General features: G+C 62.0%; 14 protein-coding genes. 10 read left to right on the top strand and 4 right to left on the bottom strand.

Annotated elements, in window-relative coordinates; all coding sequences use genetic code 11:
• Position 1: 1 nt before the first annotated feature.
• Positions 2-1,282, bottom strand: coding sequence for a serine hydroxymethyltransferase (gene glyA / locus ACGHP5_RS14990; RefSeq protein ID WP_290533810.1), 1,281 nt, complete (start codon positions 1,280-1,282; stop codon positions 2-4).
• 149 nt (positions 1,283-1,431) lie between these two features.
• Here glyA and fabG point away from each other — a divergent pair, with 149 nt between their 5' ends.
• Together fabG and ACGHP5_RS14980 are read left to right on the top strand one after the other, a co-directional pair.
• The gene (fabG, locus tag ACGHP5_RS14985; RefSeq protein ID WP_290533811.1) at positions 1,432-2,178 is read left to right on the top strand and encodes a 3-oxoacyl-[acyl-carrier-protein] reductase; all 747 of its coding nucleotides are present in this window, start codon (positions 1,432-1,434) and stop codon (positions 2,176-2,178) included.
• A 303-nt stretch (positions 2,179-2,481) separates the two neighbouring features.
• Positions 2,482-3,357, top strand: coding sequence for a PorV/PorQ family protein (locus ACGHP5_RS14980; RefSeq protein ID WP_290533812.1), 876 nt, complete (start codon positions 2,482-2,484; stop codon positions 3,355-3,357).
• A 133-nt stretch (positions 3,358-3,490) separates the two neighbouring features.
• Here ACGHP5_RS14980 and ACGHP5_RS14975 read toward each other — a convergent pair whose 3' ends face one another.
• Complete coding sequence (locus ACGHP5_RS14975) at positions 3,491-3,970, bottom strand: low molecular weight protein-tyrosine-phosphatase (protein WP_390567505.1); 480 nt, start codon at positions 3,968-3,970, stop codon at positions 3,491-3,493.
• Between the two features lie 76 nt (positions 3,971-4,046).
• Positions 4,047-4,622 (bottom strand): DNA-3-methyladenine glycosylase I, encoded by a 576-nt coding sequence (locus ACGHP5_RS14970; protein WP_290533814.1) that lies wholly within the window; start codon positions 4,620-4,622, stop codon positions 4,047-4,049.
• Positions 4,623-4,783: 161 nt separating this feature from the next.
• On the opposite strand from ACGHP5_RS14970, the gene ACGHP5_RS14965 reads away from it, so the two are divergent.
• The 4 genes from ACGHP5_RS14965 to ACGHP5_RS14950 all read left to right on the top strand — a co-directional run bounded on the left by ACGHP5_RS14965 (position 4,784) and on the right by ACGHP5_RS14950 (position 8,754).
• Positions 4,784-5,197: a DoxX family protein gene (locus tag ACGHP5_RS14965; protein ID WP_390567503.1), complete on the top strand. Its 414-nt coding sequence runs from the start codon at positions 4,784-4,786 to the stop codon at positions 5,195-5,197.
• Between the two features lie 103 nt (positions 5,198-5,300).
• The gene (locus ACGHP5_RS14960) at positions 5,301-5,819 is read left to right on the top strand and encodes a hypothetical protein (RefSeq protein WP_290533816.1); all 519 of its coding nucleotides are present in this window, start codon (positions 5,301-5,303) and stop codon (positions 5,817-5,819) included.
• Positions 5,820-5,825: 6 nt separating this feature from the next.
• On the top strand, positions 5,826-7,022 hold the full coding sequence (locus tag ACGHP5_RS14955) for a BamA/TamA family outer membrane protein (protein ID WP_290533817.1): 1,197 nt from the start codon (positions 5,826-5,828) through the stop codon (positions 7,020-7,022).
• Positions 7,023-7,032: 10 nt separating this feature from the next.
• On the top strand, positions 7,033-8,754 hold the full coding sequence (locus ACGHP5_RS14950) for a lipid A phosphoethanolamine transferase (protein WP_295942454.1): 1,722 nt from the start codon (positions 7,033-7,035) through the stop codon (positions 8,752-8,754).
• Positions 8,755-8,924: 170 nt separating this feature from the next.
• Here the strand turns inward: ACGHP5_RS14950 and ACGHP5_RS14945 are convergent, their stop codons facing one another.
• Positions 8,925-9,098 (bottom strand): histone H1, encoded by a 174-nt coding sequence (locus ACGHP5_RS14945; protein ID WP_295942451.1) that lies wholly within the window; start codon positions 9,096-9,098, stop codon positions 8,925-8,927.
• A 163-nt stretch (positions 9,099-9,261) separates the two neighbouring features.
• On the opposite strand from ACGHP5_RS14945, the gene ACGHP5_RS14940 reads away from it, so the two are divergent.
• The 4 genes from ACGHP5_RS14940 to feoB all read left to right on the top strand — a co-directional run bounded on the left by ACGHP5_RS14940 (position 9,262) and on the right by feoB (position 18,197).
• Entirely contained in the window at positions 9,262-10,392 is a 1,131-nt protein-coding gene (locus ACGHP5_RS14940; RefSeq protein ID WP_390567500.1) for an efflux RND transporter periplasmic adaptor subunit, read from the top strand.
• A gap of 4 nt (positions 10,393-10,396) precedes the next feature.
• Positions 10,397-13,534, top strand: coding sequence for an efflux RND transporter permease subunit (locus ACGHP5_RS14935; RefSeq protein WP_390567498.1), 3,138 nt, complete (start codon positions 10,397-10,399; stop codon positions 13,532-13,534).
• Positions 13,531-14,889, top strand: a complete 1,359-nt coding sequence (locus tag ACGHP5_RS14930) for an efflux transporter outer membrane subunit (RefSeq protein ID WP_390567496.1) — start codon at positions 13,531-13,533, stop codon at positions 14,887-14,889. Before ACGHP5_RS14935 ends, ACGHP5_RS14930 begins: the two co-directional genes overlap by 4 nt.
• Positions 14,890-15,644: 755 nt before the next feature.
• The gene (gene feoB, locus ACGHP5_RS14925; protein ID WP_390567495.1) at positions 15,645-18,197 is read left to right on the top strand and encodes a ferrous iron transport protein B; all 2,553 of its coding nucleotides are present in this window, start codon (positions 15,645-15,647) and stop codon (positions 18,195-18,197) included.
• Positions 18,198-18,211: the final 14 nt, after the last annotated feature.

The raw sequence follows: 18,211 nt of genomic DNA, 5'->3' as shown, positions 1-18,211 counted from the left end.
ATTACCACGCGAAAAGCGGATAATCGGCCATCAGGGCGTTCACGTCCTTGCGCACGGCGGCGATGTTCGCCTCGTTCTCCGGATCGTGCAGCACACGGTCGATCAGCCCGACGATGTAGTCCATCTTGTCCTCCTTCAGGCCGCGCGTGGTGATGGCCGGGGTTCCGAAACGCAGGCCCGAGGTCTGGAACGGCGAGCGGCTGTCGAACGGAACCATGTTCTTGTTGGTGGTGATGTCGGCGGCCACGAGGCATTTCTCGGCCAGCTTGCCCGTCAGTTCGGGGAACTTCGTGCGCAGGTCGACGAGCATCAGGTGGTTGTCCGTGCCGCCCGAGACGATCTTGTAGCCGCGCTTCACGAACGCTGCGGCCATCGCCGCGGCGTTCTTCTGCACCTGCGTCTGGTACTCCTTGTAGGCGGGTTCGAGCGCCTCGCCGAAGGCTACGGCCTTGGCGGCGATGACGTGCTCCAGCGGGCCGCCCTGGATGCCCGGGAAGACGGCCGAATTGAGGATCTGCGACATCATCTTCACGGCGCCCTTCGGCGTGGTCTGCCCCCAGGGGTTCTCGAAGTCCTTGCCCATCAGGATAATGCCGCCGCGCGGACCGCGCAGGGTCTTGTGGGTCGTCGAGGTGACGATATGCGCGTATTTCACGGGATTCTCCAGCAGCCCCGCGGCGATCAGGCCGGCCGTGTGGGCCATGTCCACCATCAGCAGCGCGCCCACCTTGTCGGCGATCGCGCGCATGCGCTTGTAGTCCCACTCGCGCGAGTAGGCCGACGCGCCGCCGACGATCAGTTTCGGCTTGCACTCCAGGGCTTTGCGCTCCATGGCGTCGTAGTCGATCACGCCTGTGGCCTCGTCGAGCTGATAGCCCACGGCCTTGAAATATTTACCCGACATGTTGACCGGCGAACCGTGCGAGAGGTGTCCTCCGTGCGCCAGGTCGAGTCCCATGAACGTGTCGCCCGGCTGCATGCAGGCGAAGAAAACGGCCATGTTGGCCTGTGCGCCCGAGTGGGGCTGAACGTTGGCGTATTCCGCGCCGTAGAGGCGGCAGATGCGCTCGATGGCCAGCGTCTCGACCTTGTCCACGACCTCGCAGCCGCCGTAGTAACGCGCTCCGGGATAGCCCTCGGCGTATTTGTTGGTCAAAACCGAACCCATGGCTTCCATCACCTGGTCGCTGACGAAGTTCTCCGAAGCGATCAGCTCGATGCCATGCATCTGGCGGCTGCGCTCGGCGGCAATCAAATCGAAAATCTGGGAGTCTCTTTTCATATCGTTATAAAGGATTTTGGAATGCTGTTTACGGTCGGTAAAGATAAGCAAAAATGCCGAAATTCGTTCTGCGGGCAGACGATTAAGATATTTTTCCTATATTTGCGAATAAAAATTGGCAGACATTGCCTTAAAAATATAAGAGAATTATGAAATTACTGGACGGAAAAGTGGCCGTTGTGACCGGCGCCGCACGCGGCATCGGCAAGGCCATCGCACTCGAATTCGCCAAAGAGGGCGCCAACGTGGCGTTCACCGACCTTGCGATCGACGAGAACGGCAAGGCCACCGAAGCCGAGATCGCCGCGCTGGGCGTGAAGGCCAAGGGCTATGCCTCGAACGCAGCCAACTTCGAAGAGACGCACGCGGTCATCGACCGGATCATGAAGGATTTCGGCCGTATCGACATCCTCGTGAACAACGCCGGAATCACCAAGGACGGCCTGATGATGCGCATGTCCGAGGCCCAGTGGGACGCCGTGCTGACGGTGAACCTCAAGTCGGCGTTCAACTTCATCCACGCCGTCGTGCCGGTCATGGCGCGCCAGAAAAGCGGCTCGATCATCAACATGTCGTCGGTGGTGGGCGTCAGCGGCAACGCCGGCCAGTGCAACTACTCGGCGTCGAAGGCCGGCATGATCGGCCTTGCCAAATCCATCGCCAAGGAGATGGGTCCGCGCGGCATCCGCGCCAATGCCATCGCCCCGGGCTTCATCATGACCGAGATGACCGACAAACTGCCCGACGAGGTGAAGGAGGGCTGGTACAAGCAGATTCCGCTGCGCCGCGGCGGAACGCCGGAGGATGTCGCCAAGGTGGCGCTGTTCCTCGCGTCGGACCTTTCGTCGTATGTCAGCGGGCAGGTCATCCACTGCTGCGGAGCGATGAACTGTTAGGAAACAATACGGACAGATAAAAAAAGAATGATGCCGCAAGGCATCCGGCATAAACAAAAGCGCTTGTCGAATTCATTCGGACAGGCGCTTTTGTTTATGCCTGCACCCGGAGGGATTCTTTTTTTAGCTGTTATTGCGCCGCTGCAGTCACCGAGCGAAGCGAAGGTAAATCCCGCTATCGGAAACTTGTATCGATCAGAAGAACCCTACCATGCGCAACTTGCATCTTTTTTGTTACCTTTAAAACGCGTTTCGACAGACCCGACTTTGGTTCTGCGCCCAACTTTCACTATATTTGCAACAATGAAACGACTTATAACCTTGCTCGCGGCGCTGGCCGCGCTCCAGACATACGCCCAGGAAGCGACGCTTCCCAGTCCCGACGCCAAGTCGCTGGGCATGGGCGGCGTGATGATGACCACCCTTTCCGGCTCGCACGCCATCTACAACAACTCCGCGACGGCCATCTTCTCGCACACGCCGTCGCAGGTCTCCTCCTCCTATTACGGACAGCGGAGCTTCGACTATTATGCCGTGTCGGGATTCTGCCGGTTCGACAACATCAACCTCGTGCAGGCCGGCTGGAGGCAGTTCCTCCGCGGGCACGGCAACAACGACATGGCCGTCGACCTGGGTTATGCGCGCCGCATCGGCGACCAGTGGGCCGTCGGCATCGTCGGCCGCTACATGCACCTCAAACGCCCCGACGTCTCGGCCGACGCGCTGGCCGTGGATCTGAGCGCCGCATGGCAGCGGCCGCTGGAGAACGTCGGCAGCTATTCGACACTGCGTGCAGGCGCCAAGCTGGGCAACCTGGGCGGGTATTTACGCGATACGGAATACACCCTGCCGATGGATTTCACCGTGGGTGCGGCCCTCGACACGTTCCTCACCGATGCACACGAAATCACTGTCGGAACCGACCTGGGCTACTATTTCTCGCCCTCCGCGGTCCGCGGTTTCCAGATGTCGCTGGGCGCCGAATACAACCTGATGCAGCTCGTGCAGCTGCGCACCGGCTACCACTACGGCGAACGGCGCGACTACTACCCGAGCTATTGGACCGTCGGCGCGGGACTGCGCATCCTCCACCTGCGGCTCGATTTCGCCTACCTCTTTGCCAAGAAGCACTCGCTGCTGCGCAACACCTACAGCATCAGTTTCGGGCTGGATTTCTGATGTAACACCGGCGAGTTCAACAGGCACGGATTTCATCCCGGGCTGAACCTGCCGATTCCGCACCGGGTCGCGTTCCGCGGCATCATCCGTTCCGGCGATCCCTCCGGGTCTCCCTCGTCAAAGAGAGACTCTTTCATTTGTCGTTTTCGGAGAGATATTCCAGAATCCCCTCGCAGCCGTCTTCCAGCATGTCGAGCACCAGTTCGAAGCCCTCGTGTCCCTCGTAGTAGGGATCGGGCACGTAGGTGCGGTCGGGATGGCGGCGGCAGAACTCCGTCATGCGGAAAATCTTCCGCGCGGCCTCGCGCGACGGAGCCAGCCGGTTGAGCGACTCGTAGTTCATGTCGTCCATCGCCACGATCATGTCGAAGCGGCCGAAATCCTCTTCCCGGACCTGACGCGAACGGTGCGTCAGCGCATAACCGCGGCGCGAGGCCGCGCTGCGCATGCGCGGATCGGGCAGTTCGCCGCGGTGTCCCCCGTAGGTTCCCGCGGAGTCGATCTCGAACGCTCCGGACAGACCCCGCTTTTCCACGAGGCGGCGCATGATGCCCTCGGCGGCCGGAGAACGGCAGATATTGCCGAGGCAGACAAATAATATACTCGTTTTCATATAGTTAAAAGATTCAGAGCCTTTCCGGAACAATGCCCCGGAAGGAGCCGGAAAAGGGCCGGCTCATGGCGTATCGTCATTGTCCGTTCCGGCAAATGCAGCCCGTCAGATGGTCATTGACAAATCCCGAGGCCTGCAAATGGGCGTAACAAATCGTGGATCCGAAGAATTTGAAACCCCGTTTTTTCATGTCCCGGCTCATGGCGTCGGATTCGGGCGACGACACCGGAATCTCGCTCAGGGACCGGAAGTGGTTGGTGATGGGCTTTCCGTCGGGAAAGAACGACAGCGTGTAGTTCCGAAAACTGCCGAACTCCTCCTGCACGGCGAGGAACAGCCGCGCGTTCGTGATGGCCGCTTTGATTTTCAGCCGGTTTCTCACGATGCCGTCGAAGTGCATCAGCCGTTCGACATCGTCATCGGTCATCCGTGCCACCTTTCCGGCGTCGAAACCGCAAAAGGCCTTGCGGTAGCCCTCCCGCTTCCGGAGAATCGTTATCCAGCTCAACCCGGCCTGGGCGCTCTCCAGCACGAGGAATTCGAACAGCCTGCCGTCGTCGGCCACCGGTTTCCCCCACTCCTCGTCGTGGTATTTCACATACAGCCCGTCGGTTCCGCACCAACCGCAGCGTCCGTCTATCATATCCTGCATCATCGCCCTGTTTTATAATACGCCGCCAAAGGTAGTAAAAAGTCGGATGGATGCAAAATTGAACCGCGCCCGGTCGGCAAAACCATCCGACCTGTGAAAAATGTCGTTACGGCACCGGGGACAGCGGAATTTCCGGAACGCGAATTGCAGGGAACCGGGGCATGGGAAAACGAATTTCAGACTGGATCGAACAATACAGGTGCATGGACTGGGCGGTACTCTACCTGCGGCTGTTCACGGGGGCCATGATGCTGTTCCACAACATCGGCAAAATACAGAACTATAACGAGATAATCAGTTCATATCCATCGTTGCTTTACATCAATCCGCCGGCTGTATTCGTCATCGTCACGATCGCCGAGGTGCTGCTGGCCGTGCTGATCATCATGGGCCTCTGGGTGCGGATGTCGGCCCTCGTCATGTCGCTGGGCATCCTCCTGATGTTCGCCTGGGGCGGATTCGGAGCCGGGGAACCGGAATTCGTGTGGCTCGGAATCTACGTATTCCTGATCGTTTCGGGCGGCGGACTGTACGCCTTCGACGTGGCTCTGGCCTCGTCCGGCCGAAAAAAATGACCAATCGAACAATAATATGCACCCCCGCAGCCTCCATCTTCGGAGAAATATTGTACCTTTGTCGCGATTTGTTTTCATTAGAAACCAACAAAATCAGAACGTAATGAAGATGAAAGTGATCGTGATGCTGGCCGCCTTCGCGCTGACCGCATCGGCCGTTCAGGCGCAGGAACTGCCCCGCAAAGTGCAGAACGTCGAGGTGCTCGATCTGGACGGCAAGCCGGCCAAACTCCCCCATTTCGGCGAAAAGAACCTGATGATATTCTACGTGGACCCCGACCGCCACAAGCAGAACGAGGATTTCACCATCGAACTGGAACAGAACCACCGCGCCGAAAGCGACAATATTTACGGCTTCGGCGTGATGAACCTCAAGGACGCCCCGATGGTCCCCAACGGCATGGCCCGCAACATGGCCAAGAAGCGCACAGCCAAGAACGGCGCCACGGTGCTCGCCGACCAGGACCGTATTTTAAGCACGGCATGGGGGCTGGGCGACTGCAACAACCAGTTCGTGCTGATGATCGTATCGAAGGAAGGGGAACTGGTGTTCCTGCGCAAGGGAGTTCTCTCCGACGCCGACAAGGAGGCCTTCTACGAAACCATCGAGAAGTACAAATAGGCCCGGATGCTGCGCCGCCTCGCCGTTCTGCTGCTCATAAGCGCGGGCATACGCCTCACGGCGCATGCCCAGGAGACCGCCATCCGCTCCTCCGACGGCGACACGCTCCGCTACTCCTACACCCCGCTGCCGCCGCAGGCTCCCGAAAAGAAACCCTTCCTGCGGCGCGTCGTCGATTACTTCGGGGAGTCGACCACCGACAAGACCTTCGAGAAGAAGATCGACTTCACCTTCGCCGGAGGTCCCAGCTACTCGAAGAACACGAGTTTCGGCATCGGCCTGCTGGCGGCGGGACTCTACCGTCTCGACCGCACGGACTCGATCACGGCGCCGTCCGACGTTTCGATCTTCGGCAACGTCTCGGTATCGGGGTTCTATGCGCTGGGCGTGACGGGAAACAACATTTTCTCGCACAACAAACGCCGCATAAACTATACGGTGATGTTCGCCTCGGCGCCCCGCAGTTTCTGGGGCATCGGCTACGACGCCGGGCGTCACAACCCCGAGAGCACCTACTCCGAGAAGCGTTATCTGGTCGAAGGGCGTTACCTGCACGAGTTCCTGCCCCACGCCTACATCGGGGGACTGGTGAGTTTCGAGCATACCCGGGGGCTGAAATTCTCCGAGCCGGAATACCTGCGCGGGGAAAAGCTGAAATACACCGCCACGGGCGTCGGCGCAATTCTGGAATACGACTCGCGCGACTTCATCCCCAATCCGTTCCGGGGCATCTACGTGAGTTTCCAGGAGACGCTGTTCCCCAAAGGGCTGGGCAACTGCGGCAAGACGCTGTGGCGCTCGACCTTCACGGCCGACGCCTACCGGCAGGTCTGGAAGGGCGGTATCCTGGCCGCCGATCTGTATGCGGTATTCAATTCCGACGGCACTCCGTGGCCGATGCTCGCCCGCATGGGCGGGGGCCAGCGGATGCGCGGCTACTACCAGGGCCGCTATACGGACAACGATATGATCACCGTGCAGGTCGAACTGCGCCAGCGCATCTGGCGGCGGATCGGATGCGCGGTATGGGGCGGCGCGGGCAACGTTTTTCCCTCGCTGCCGCGATTCGACTGGTCGCAGACGCTGCCCAACTACGGCGCAGGCTTCCGGTGGGAACTGAAAAAACGGGTGAACGTGCGCCTCGACTACGGATTCGGCAAGAAAACGAGCGGATTCCTGCTGAACATCAACGAGGCTTTTTAAGATAGTTTTTATGAGTGCCGATCCGAATAACACGAACAAGACGAACCGCCGGAGGGTGGTCAAGACCCGCAGCCGTTTCACGACGCTGCTGACGGTCTACTTCTTCGTGGCGCTGATCATCCCCAACTGCGTGCTGGCCAATACGGAACCCTACTCGGTGTGGACCGTCGAGGCGCTGATCCTCATGCCGCTGGGATTCTACATGATGTGGAGCGTGGCGCTGCGGCGCTCGGGCGTGATGATCTGGCTGGCCTTTCCGTTCATCTTCTTCTGCGCCTTCCAGATCGTGCTGCTGTACCTGTTCGGCAATTCGATCATCGCCACGGACATGTTCACCAACCTGCTGACGACCAATCCGGGCGAGGCGGGCGAACTGCTGGGCAACATCTATCCGTCGGTGATCCTGGTCTGCGTCATCTACCTGCCGCTGCTGTGGCTCGCGGCCCGCGAGATCGGACACAAACGCTACATCACGCGCACGGCGCGCATGAACATCGGCCTGACCGGTGCGGCGCTCTTCGCCGTGGGCCTGCTGGCCCTGTGGCCCGCCTACCGCGTCAGCGAGGAGCGGCACGTGCTGCGCGACGAGATTTTCCCGCTCAACATCATGTATAACCTCGGGTTGAGCGGCTCGGAGTTCCGCAAATCGTACAACTTCCACAAAACCTCCGGGGGATTCACCTACGAGGCCGAACGCACGGCCGAAGCCCCGGGACGCGAGGTCTATGTATATATTATAGGTGAAGCGGCGCGCGCGATGAACTGGCAGCTCTACGGCTACGAGCGGGAGACCAATCCCCTGCTTTCCAGAGTCGGCGACCTGGTGGTTTTCCGTGACGTGCTGACCCAGAGCAACACCACCCACAAGAGCGTGCCGCTGATCCTTTCGTCCGTAGCCACCGACGAACACGAGGAGCTGTACCGCCGCAAGGGCCTTCCGGCACTCTTCAACGAGGCGGGATTCGACACGTGGTTCATCTCCAACCAGTCGCCGCAGGGCGCGATGATCGACCACCTGGCCCACGACGCCAAGCACGTGATCTACATCCGCTCGCCGCGCCACGACACGCAGCTGCTCGACGAGATGCGCAAGGTGCTCGAAAGAAGCACGTCGCAGAAACTCCTTTTCGTGCTCCACTGTTACGGTTCGCACTTCAGCTACCACCAGCGCTATCCGCGCGAGTTCGCCCATTTCCAGCCCGACAACGACGTGGCGATCGCCCGGCAGCACCGTCCGATGCTCGTCAACGCCTACGACAACTCGATCCGCTATACGGATTATTTCCTCGCGCAGACCATCGGTTACCTGCGGTCGCTGAAAGGCACCTCGTCGGCCCTGCTCTATTGCGCGGACCACGGCGAGGACCTGATCGACGACGACCGCGAACGGTTCCTGCACGCCTCGCCCACGACGACGGCCTACCAGCTCTACGTGGCTTCGCTGGCCTGGTTCTCGGAGGACTACCGGAAACATTTCCCCGAAAAGGCCGCTGCCGCCGAGGCCAACGAAACGGCCCCCGCAACGACCCACGCGCTGTTTCACACGATGGCCGACATGGCCTCGATCCGCGGGCGGTTCCTCACGACGAAAGTCTCGCTCGTAAGCCCCGATTTCGACCGCACGGCTCCGCGCCGCTACCTGAACGACCACAACGAGGCCGTGCCTTTCCGCAAGACGGGCCTGCGTCCCGAGGACATGGAGGTGTTCCGCAGGTACGGAATCGAACTTTAGGTTTCGATTTTATAGGCCATCTTTGCATTTGCACTCGCAGGGCGCGGACGGGACATACAAACGTATTTTTCCCGTGCGGACCGGACAAGGCGGTACGAAAAGAGGCCGTGAGAACCGAAAACAACAAAGGCTGCCCCGAAGGACAGCCTTTATCGTTGCGCGGAATTCAATTATTTCGCAGCTTCTACGGAAACCTTGCGGAACTCCTTCATCAGCTTCGAAATTTCGAGAGCCGATTTGCGGGCGCGCGTGCCGGCAGCCTTGTTGTTCTTCTCAACCTGAGCAGCTGCGTTGGCTGCAAATACCTCAAACTCTGCGTTGATTTTTGCTACTAACTCTTTCATAGTTTTATTTGTTAATTGGGTTTGTTATCAACGCAAAGATATAAAAATATTCTAAACATCATCATCCGGAATCGGAAAAAACAGCCTTTTTTACAGGAAAAACCCCATTTCAAGGGGTTGACGGTACGTTTTTTGCCTTTCCTGCGGGGTAAAACATACCCTTATGGACAAAATTTTCCCCACCGCATGCCTTTTCGCCGCACTCCTCACGGGATGCGCGAAACATACGCCGAAACAGGCGGTGCCTCCCCTGCGGGTCGGGGTGGCCCAAGCCGCCGTCGACAGCGTGCCCAACCGCATGAGTTTCATCGGTTACCTCGCGAGCAACTTCGACGCCGTGATCCAGCCGCGCGTGAACGGCTACCTCTCGTCGAAACAGTACGGCAACGGCATGCCCGTACGGCGCGGCCAGCTGCTGTTCACCATCGACCCCGACCAGCTGTCGACCTCGATGCTGGCGGCCGAAGCCGAACTCGAATCGGCCCGCGCACAGGCCCTCGAAGCCCGCAACAACTACGACCGCGCCGTGCCGCTGGCGCGCATCGACGCCATCAGCCAGTCGCAGCTGGACCAGTACACGGCCCAATGGAAGGCCGCCGAGGCCTCGGTGCGCTCGGCGGAACAGTCGCTGCGCAACGCCCGGATGAACGTGGGATACACCGAACTGCGCTCGCCGATCGACGGCATCATCGAACACACCGCGGCGCACGTGGGCGACTACGTGGGTCCCGGCACGCAGTTCAGCGTGCTGACGACCGTGTCGAACATCGACACGCTGACGGTCGACGTGGCGATCCCGATGTCGCAGTACCTGCGCTATGCGGGCGACCGGACTTCGATCTACGACAACGAAGGGCTGCTGTCGGACATCCGCCTCGTGCTGGCCGACGGCTCGCGATACCCGCTCGAAGGAATCTACGACTACACGCGCAAGGATGTCTCGTCGACCACCGGGACGCTCGTCGTGGTGGTGATGTTCCCCAATCCCGACGAGGCGCTGAAACCCGGGCAGTTCGCCCGTGTGGAGGCCAACGTGGGCCCCGTGCGGCCGCGCGTCGTCGTGCCCCAGCAGGCCGTGAGCCAGGCGCAGGACATCAGCTCGGTGTGGGTCGTGGAAGCCGACAGTACGGTACAGTACCGCCGCGTCACCCCGGGCGACACCTACGGCGCGATGTGGTGCATCGACGAGGGACTCGACCGGGGCGAACAGGTCGTGGTCGCCGGGCAGCAGAAACTGCGCAACGGCGCAAAGGTGATTCCCGAGCGCGCGAAGATAATCCCCGAAAAGAGGTAGCGTCATGGAGAAATTCTTTGTTTCGCGCCCGATTTTCGCCATTTCGCTGGCCATCGTCATCGTGCTCGTCGGCCTGATCTCGATCATGGGGCTGCCCATCGAGCAGTACCCCGACATCACGCCTCCGGTCGTGGAGGTGTCGGCCACCTACGACGGTGCCGACGCCGAGACGGTGAACAACGCCGTGGCGACGCCCGTGGCCCAGGCCGTGATGGGCGTCAGCGACATGCTCTACATGCAGGCCACCTCGGCCAACGACGGCTCGATGGTCCTGCAAGTGACCTTCGACATCGGGTCCGATCCCGACCTCGACGCCATCTTCACCCAGAACAACGTCTCGTCGGCCACGGCCGAACTGCCGGCGACGGTCACCCGGCAGGGCGTCACCACGCGCAAGACCATGACGGGCTTCCTGATGGTCTACTCGCTGCACAGCGACGGCCGCTACGACGGGGAGTTCCTTTCGAATTACGCCTACATCAACCTCCAGAACGAGCTGCTGAAGATCGACGGCGTGGGCAAGGTCTCGATCATGGGCGCGGGCGAATACGCCATGCGGGTGTGGCTGCGGCCCGACGTACTGAAATACTACGGCATCGCCGTCGACGAGGTGACGGCCGCCATCGAGAAGCAGGGCGGCATCTACCCCGCGGGGCAGTTCGGCGCCGAACCGGCCCCCGACGGCGTGGCCTACACCTACACGGTGACCATGCCGCCGCAGATCTCCACCGCCGCGGAGTTCGCCGACATCGTCGTGCGGACCACCTCCTCGGGCGAACAGATCCGTCTGGGCGACATCGCCGAGGTGTCGCTCGGCAGCCAGACCTACGGCGTTAGTTCGTCCTACGAGAGCGACCCGACGGCCATGATCGTCATTTACCAGCAGCCGGGCAGCAACGCCGTGGCCGTGGGCGGCAAGGTCAAGGCCGCGATGGAACGCCTCTCGAAGCGGTTCCCGGACGGCGTCGAGGCCGCCACGATCGTCGACAGCACCACGAGCATCGACGCCGGCGTGAAGGACATCTTCCGCACGCTCGTCATCGCTCTCATACTCGTCATCTTCATCATCTTCCTCTTCCTCCAGGACTGGCGCGCGACGGTCATCCCCCTGGTGGCGATCCCCGTATCGCTCGTCGGCGCCTTCGCGCTGTTCCCGCTGCTGGGATTCTCCATCAACATCATCTCGCTGCTGGGACTCGTGCTGGCTATCGGCCTCGTGGTCGACGACGCCATCGTCGTCGTCGAGGCCGCGCAGGTCAATATCGAACGGGGCATGAAACCCCGCGCAGCGGCGCTGGAGGCCATGCGCAACGTGGCCTCGCCCATCGTCGCCACGACGGTCGTACTGCTGGCCGTCTTCGTCCCCGTGTCGTTCACCGGCGGCATCACGGGGCGGCTGTTCCAGCAGTTCTCGGTGACCATCGCCGTCTCGGTGGTCATCTCGGCCTTCAACGCCCTGACGCTCTCCCCGGCGCTCTGCGCCCTGCTGCTGCGCCACCGGGAGCCGTCGCAAAAAGGCTTTTTCGCCGCCTTCAACCGCTGGTTCGCGCGGCAGATGGACCGTTACACGGCTTTCACGCCGACGCTGATGCGCCACGTCGCCCGCACGGGCATTTTCGTGGCCGTGGTCCTCGGGGTGATCTTCGTCGTGTGGCGCAAACTGCCCGCGGGATTCCTCCCCGAGGAGGATCAGGGCTACGTGATGGTGATGGTCTCGACGCCCGAAGCCTCGTCGCTGCAGGTGACCCGGCAGGCGATGGCCGACGCCGACGCCGTGATCCGCACGCTTCCCGAGGTCGCCTCGACCTCGTTCGCCGCGGGATTCAACATGATGGCCGGCATCGCCTCGACGTCGAGCGGCATCATCTTCGTCAAACTCGTCGACTACTCCGACCGCAAGCTCTCGGCCATGCAGATCGCCCAGCGGCTCACCGGGGAACTCTACGTCACGGTCCCGGGGGCCGAGTGCTACGCCTTCATCCCGCCCTCGATTCCCGGGCTGGGCGTCACCTCGGGCGTCTCGGTCGAGATGCAGGACCTCGAAGGGCGCGGCACGGCCTACCTGATGGAAAACGCCGGGCGGCTGATGGATTCGCTGCGCAAAAGCCCTGCGATCGCCTCGGTCACCACGCAGTTCGACGCCGGGGTTCCCCAGCGGCGGCTGCGCATCGACAAACAGCAGGCGCTGGCCGCGGGCGTGGACCTGGGGACGCTCTACGGCGAGCTGACCACCCTGCTGGGCGGCGCATACATCAACAATTTCACGCGCTTCGGCAAACTCTACCAGACCTACATCCAGGCCGCGCCCGACTACCGCCTCGACCGGCGGTCGCTGGACAGCTACTACGTCACTTCGGCCTCGGGCGAGAGCGTTCCCGTGGCGTCGCTCGTCGAGGTCGCAGACACCGTGGGCGTGGAGTACGTCTCGCAGTTCAACCTCTACCGCTCCGTCTCGCTCACCGTCACCCCCGCGGCGCGGGCCTCGACGACGACCGTCATGCGGGAGATCACCGCCACGGCCGCCGAAGTGCTGCCCGACGACATCGGCACGGCGTGGAGCGGAACCTCCTACCAGGAGGCCAACGCCTCGAAGACCGGAGGACTGGTCTACGCGCTGGCCCTCGTGTTCGTGTTCCTCGCGCTGGCGGCCCTCTACGAATCGTGGGGACTGCCGCTGGCGATCCTGATGAGCGTTCCGGTGGCGGTGCTGGGCGCGGTGCTGTTCGTCGGCGGCACGCACCTGATGAACAGCCTGTACGTCAACGATATCTACATGCAGATTTCGCTCGTCATGCTGATCGGGCTGGCAGCCAAGAACGCCATTCTGGTCGTCGAATACGCCGACCGGCTGTTCCGCGAGCAGGGCGCGTCGCTGATGGATGCCGCCATCGGGGCTGCCAAGCTGCGCGTAAGGCCCATCATCATGACCGCCTTCGCCTTCATCCTGGGCGTCATGCCGCTCGTCTTCGCCAGCGGCGTCTACGCCACGGCCCGCAACATCATGGGCGTGGCCCTCGTGGGCGGCATGCTCTTCGCCACGCTGCTGGGCATCTTCGTCTACCCCGCGCTCTACTATTTCGTCGGGAAGATCGGCCGCTTCGAACAGCGCCGCGAACGCCAAAAAACGGAGGAAGCACAATGAAAACGAAAATCATAATAGCCGCCCTGCTGCTGGCCGCCTGCACCCCGAAATTCTACCCGCCGCAGGTCGCAGCGCCCGAAAGTTACGTCTACGGCGCGGGCTTCTCGTCCGACACGACGGGTGTGGGCGAACGCTGGTGGGAACTGTTCTGCGACACGACGCTCGATGCGCTGGTCGAACAGGCGCTGGAGAACAACCGCGACGTGGCCGTGGCGGCCGCACGCGTCCAGCAGGCCCGGGCCAACCTCAAGACCGTAAGGGCGCAATACCTGCCGCAGATCGGTGCGGAAGCCACCGCCGAGGGCGAATATACGCCCGAAACGAAGATCGTGCAGTCGTATGCCGTCGAGCCGACCCTCTCGTGGGAGCTGTCGCTGTTCGGGGCGCTGCGCAACGCCAAACGAGCCGCAAAGGCCGAAATCGCCGCCTCGGAATGGGCTTTGGCGGGTGTCAGGCTCTCGCTGGCCGCCGAGGTCGCCACGACCTACTTCACCCTGCTGGAGTATGAACGCGACCTCTCGATCGCCCGCCAGACCCTCCGGCTGCGGCGCGAGTCGGCCGCGCTGATCGACTCGATGTTCCGCTACGGCATGTCCGACGGCGTGGCGCTGGAGCAGGCCCGGAGCCTGGTCTACACCGCCGAGGCAGACATACCGCAGTACTGCCGCGCCGTGGAGCAGACGTGGCTCTCGATGGGAATTCTGCTGGGCGAGACGCCCTCCCGGGCACAGCTGTCCGGAGCAGGGCTGCAACTGCTGACCGACTACCGTCCCGCGGACATTCCCGTGGGGCTGCCCTCGGAACTGCTCAAACGCCGCCCCGACATCCGCGAGGCGCATTTCAACATGTTGCAGGCGGCGGCGCAGGCCGGGCAGGCCCGAAGCGCGCGATTCCCGTCCATCTCGCTGACTGCCAAAGGAGGCGTGGCATCCAGTTCAATCAAAGATTTAACTGCGGCGAACCCCTGGGCATGGGATGCACTGGGTTCCGTAGCCGAGCCGATTTTCGGATTCGGGAAGCTGCGCAACGCCGAGCGGGCCGCGATGGCGGCCTACACCCAGTCGGCCAAGACCTACGAGCAGACCGTGCTGACGGCGTTCGCCGATGTGGAAAAGGCGCTGGTGGCCATCACCACCTACCGCAGCCAGACCGAGCGCACGGGCGAACTGGTGCTCTCCAACGACCGCATCGCCACGATGACCCGCGCGCTCTACCGCAGCGGACTGTCCGACTACCTCGACGTGATCGACGCCGAACGCAGTCTCTACCAGTCGCAGATGGCGCACGTCAATCTCGTCGTGCAGCAGTATATCAACTACGTCACGCTCTGCAAGGCGCTGGGCGGCGGATGGTAGCATAGCCGCCCTGTATCGCGGAGGGTTCTGTACTTTTTGGCCGCAAAAAGTACCAAAAACTCTCCGACAGATGCCTCCGCCTGCTTCGTCCCGTCTAACGTTCGAAACGGGCGCCTATTCGCGGGGGCGCACGCGCCCCTGCCCCGTTTCCTGCCACTTTTAGCCGGGCCTTCGTTTAACAGCTACGGCATCGAGTCGGATTCATTCGCCGCCTGTGGCGGCGGGAGAAGAGGCGCAACGGCAGGATCGGAAACGCAGCATCCGTCCATCGCCTCTGGAAGCGGTTTTAAACCGCCGCATTATCGCTTGCAGCGGAAAAAAACGGGGCCGGTTTGCTCGCAACGACGTCCAGCAGGCGAGAGCAAAGCTTGCTTTGCCGAGCCGCCACAGTCGAAGCGGCGCATTCCTTTGCGCCGCAAACCCGCGAAGGCGCCCGTTTTAGCGCAGCCGAGCGCCGTTCCCGCGAAAGCGACATGCGGATGGTTTTGGTGCTACCTTTTGCCACCAAAAGGCAGCTACACTCCGCGGACGAAAGCCGCGGTTGACCGCCGACCGAAAAGCGGCAATAATCCCGAATCGTCCGACGATCCGTCAGTCACCTCCAGGGAGAGGCCGAAATGGCAAAGCGAATGCCCGGGCTGCCCGAAGGAAAGGTGCAGAAAAGCACATGGCCGCAAGCGGCGATACCTATTTGTGGGGATTGCAGATGTCGCCGCAAAATCATACCTTTGTGCGCAAAACAGCAGTAGAAAAAAATGCGCTTATCCGAACTGAAGACCGGCGAATCGGCGACGATTGTCAAGGTGACGGGCCACGGAGGTTTCCGCCGCCGCATCATGGAGATGGGTTTTGTCCGCGGACAGCGGGTCGAAGTGATCCTGAACGCCCCCCTGAAGGACCCGATCGAGTATAAAATCATGGGCTACGACATCTCGTTGCGTCGCAGCGAGGCCGATATGGTCGTCGTGCTCACCGACAGCGAAGCCGGGGAGTACCTCGCGCGGCGCGAACACCACCGCCATCACCACCACGCACACGCCGGGGAGTGCGGATGCCCCGCGGCGGAGACCGCCCCCGCGGAAGCCCCGGCCGGGGAGTTCGGCGCGACGGAACCCGGCGAGGCATGCTGCGCGAGCATCGACGAGGTCGTGGCACGCCACACCCGCACCATCGCCGTCGCGCTGGTGGGCAACCCCAACAGCGGCAAGACCTCGCTTTTCAACGCCATATCGGGCGGCCACGAGCATGTGGGCAATTACAGCGGCGTGACCGTCGGGGCCAAGATCGGCCACCGCATCTACCGCGGCTACCGTTTCGAAGTCACCGACCTGCCCGGAACCTACGCCCTCTCGGCCTACACGCCCGAGGAGCGTTACGTGCGCCACCACCTCGCCACGAAGACCCCCGACGTGGTGATAAACTCCGTAGTGGCCTCAAATTTAGAGCGTAACCTCTACTTAACTACTGAACTGATCGATATAAACCCGCGCATGGTCGTGGCACTCAACATGTTCGACGAGTTGCAGGACAGCGGTGCGAAACTCGATTACGACAGCCTGGGCCGCATGCTGGGCGTGCCGATGGTTCCCGTCGAGGCGCGCAACAACCGCGGCATAGAGGCCCTGCTGGACACGGTGATCGACGTTTACGAGAACCGCGACGAGCGCGTGCGGCACATCCATATCAACATGGGACCCGTGATCGACGAGGGGCTGCGCAAACTCAACGGCGACATGAGCGCCTTCCGCGACGAACTCCCGAAGGCCTTTCCGCCCCGCTACTACGCGATGAAGATGCTCGAAGGCGACAGGCAGGCCGAGGAGAGCCTCCGCGGCTGCGAGCGTTATCCGGTGTGGGTCGAGATCCGCGACCGCGAGGCCCGGCGCATCGCCGAGGCGCTGGGCGAGGACGTCGAGACGGCCTTCGCCAACCAGAAATACGGATTCATCCAGGGGGCGCTGAAGGAGACCTTCACCCCCGGACGGCGCGAGGAGGTCACGACGACGGCCGTGATCGACACCTTCGTGACGCACAAACTGTGGGGATTCCCGATCTTCTTCGCGCTGATGTGGCTCATGTTCTGGTGCACGTTCAGCCTCGGAGCCTACCCGCAGGAGTGGATCGACGCGCTGGTGGGATGGATCGGCGGCACGGTGGACGCGCTGCTGCCCGCGGGTCCGCTCCGCGACCTGCTGGTCGACGGCATCATCGGCGGCGTGGGAGCCGTGATCGTCTTCCTGCCCAACATCATGATCCTCTACCTCTTCATCTCGTTCATGGAGGATTCGGGCTACCTGGCCCGCGCGGCGTTCATCATGGACCGCGTGATGCACCGCATCGGGGTGCACGGCAAATCGTTCATCCCGCTGATCATGGGCTTCGGCTGCAACGTGCCCGCGATCATGGCCTGCCGGACCATCGAGAGCCGGAGCAGCCGCCTGATAACCATACTCATTACGCCGTTCATGTCATGCAGCGCGCGAATACCGATCTACCTCCTGCTGGCGGGCACGTTCTTCGCCGCCGACGCCGGACTGGTGATGCTGGGCCTTTACGTGCTGGGGATCGTGCTGGCCGTCGTTACGGCACGGCTGATGCGGCGGTTCCTCTTCCCGGTGGACGAGACGCCCTTCGTGATGGAGTTGCCGCCCTACCGCCTCCCGACGTGGAAAACCACGCTCAGCCACATGTGGGACAAGTGTGCGCAGTATCTCAAGAAGATGGGCGGCATGATCCTGATCGCCTCGGTAGTCGTGTGGTTTTTGAGCTACTACCCCCGAACGGACGCGACAGCCGGAAGCGAAGCGCACTATGAAAATTCCTACCTCGGACGGCTCGGCAAGGGCTGCGAACCGGTGTTCAGCCCCCTGGGATTCAATTGGAAAGCCAGCGTGGCCCTGCTGTCGGGACTTCCGGCCAAGGAGATCGTGGTGTCGACGCTCGGCGTGCTCTATTCCGAAAGCACCACGGCTGCTCCCGCAGAGGAGAAGGTCGTGATCGGCGGCGCCGACGGAGTGACGGAAATCATCGTAGAAACGGCCGAAACGACGCCGACAGAGGCGTTCCGGACCGCGGAAGACGAGGAGACGGCCTCGCTCTCGCAGCGGCTGCTCGCCAGCGGCGACTTCACGACGGCCTCGGCGCTGGCGTTCCTGGTGTTCATCCTGCTCTACGTGCCCTGCATCGCCACGGTGGTCGCCATCGGCTCCGAAGCCGGGTGGAAATGGGCCGCGGCGTCGGTCGTTTACAACACGGCGCTGGCCTGGTTCGTGGCGTGGATCGTATACCGGATCGTACTGATATTCTGAACAATGGGCTGGCA

This window comes from Alistipes sp. i18-0019-D1 (assembly GCF_042852885.1).
Taxonomy (GTDB): domain Bacteria; phylum Bacteroidota; class Bacteroidia; order Bacteroidales; family Rikenellaceae; genus Alistipes.
The sequence above is the reverse complement of the archived record's forward strand: the minus strand, read 5'-3'. Positions and strand labels throughout refer to the sequence as shown.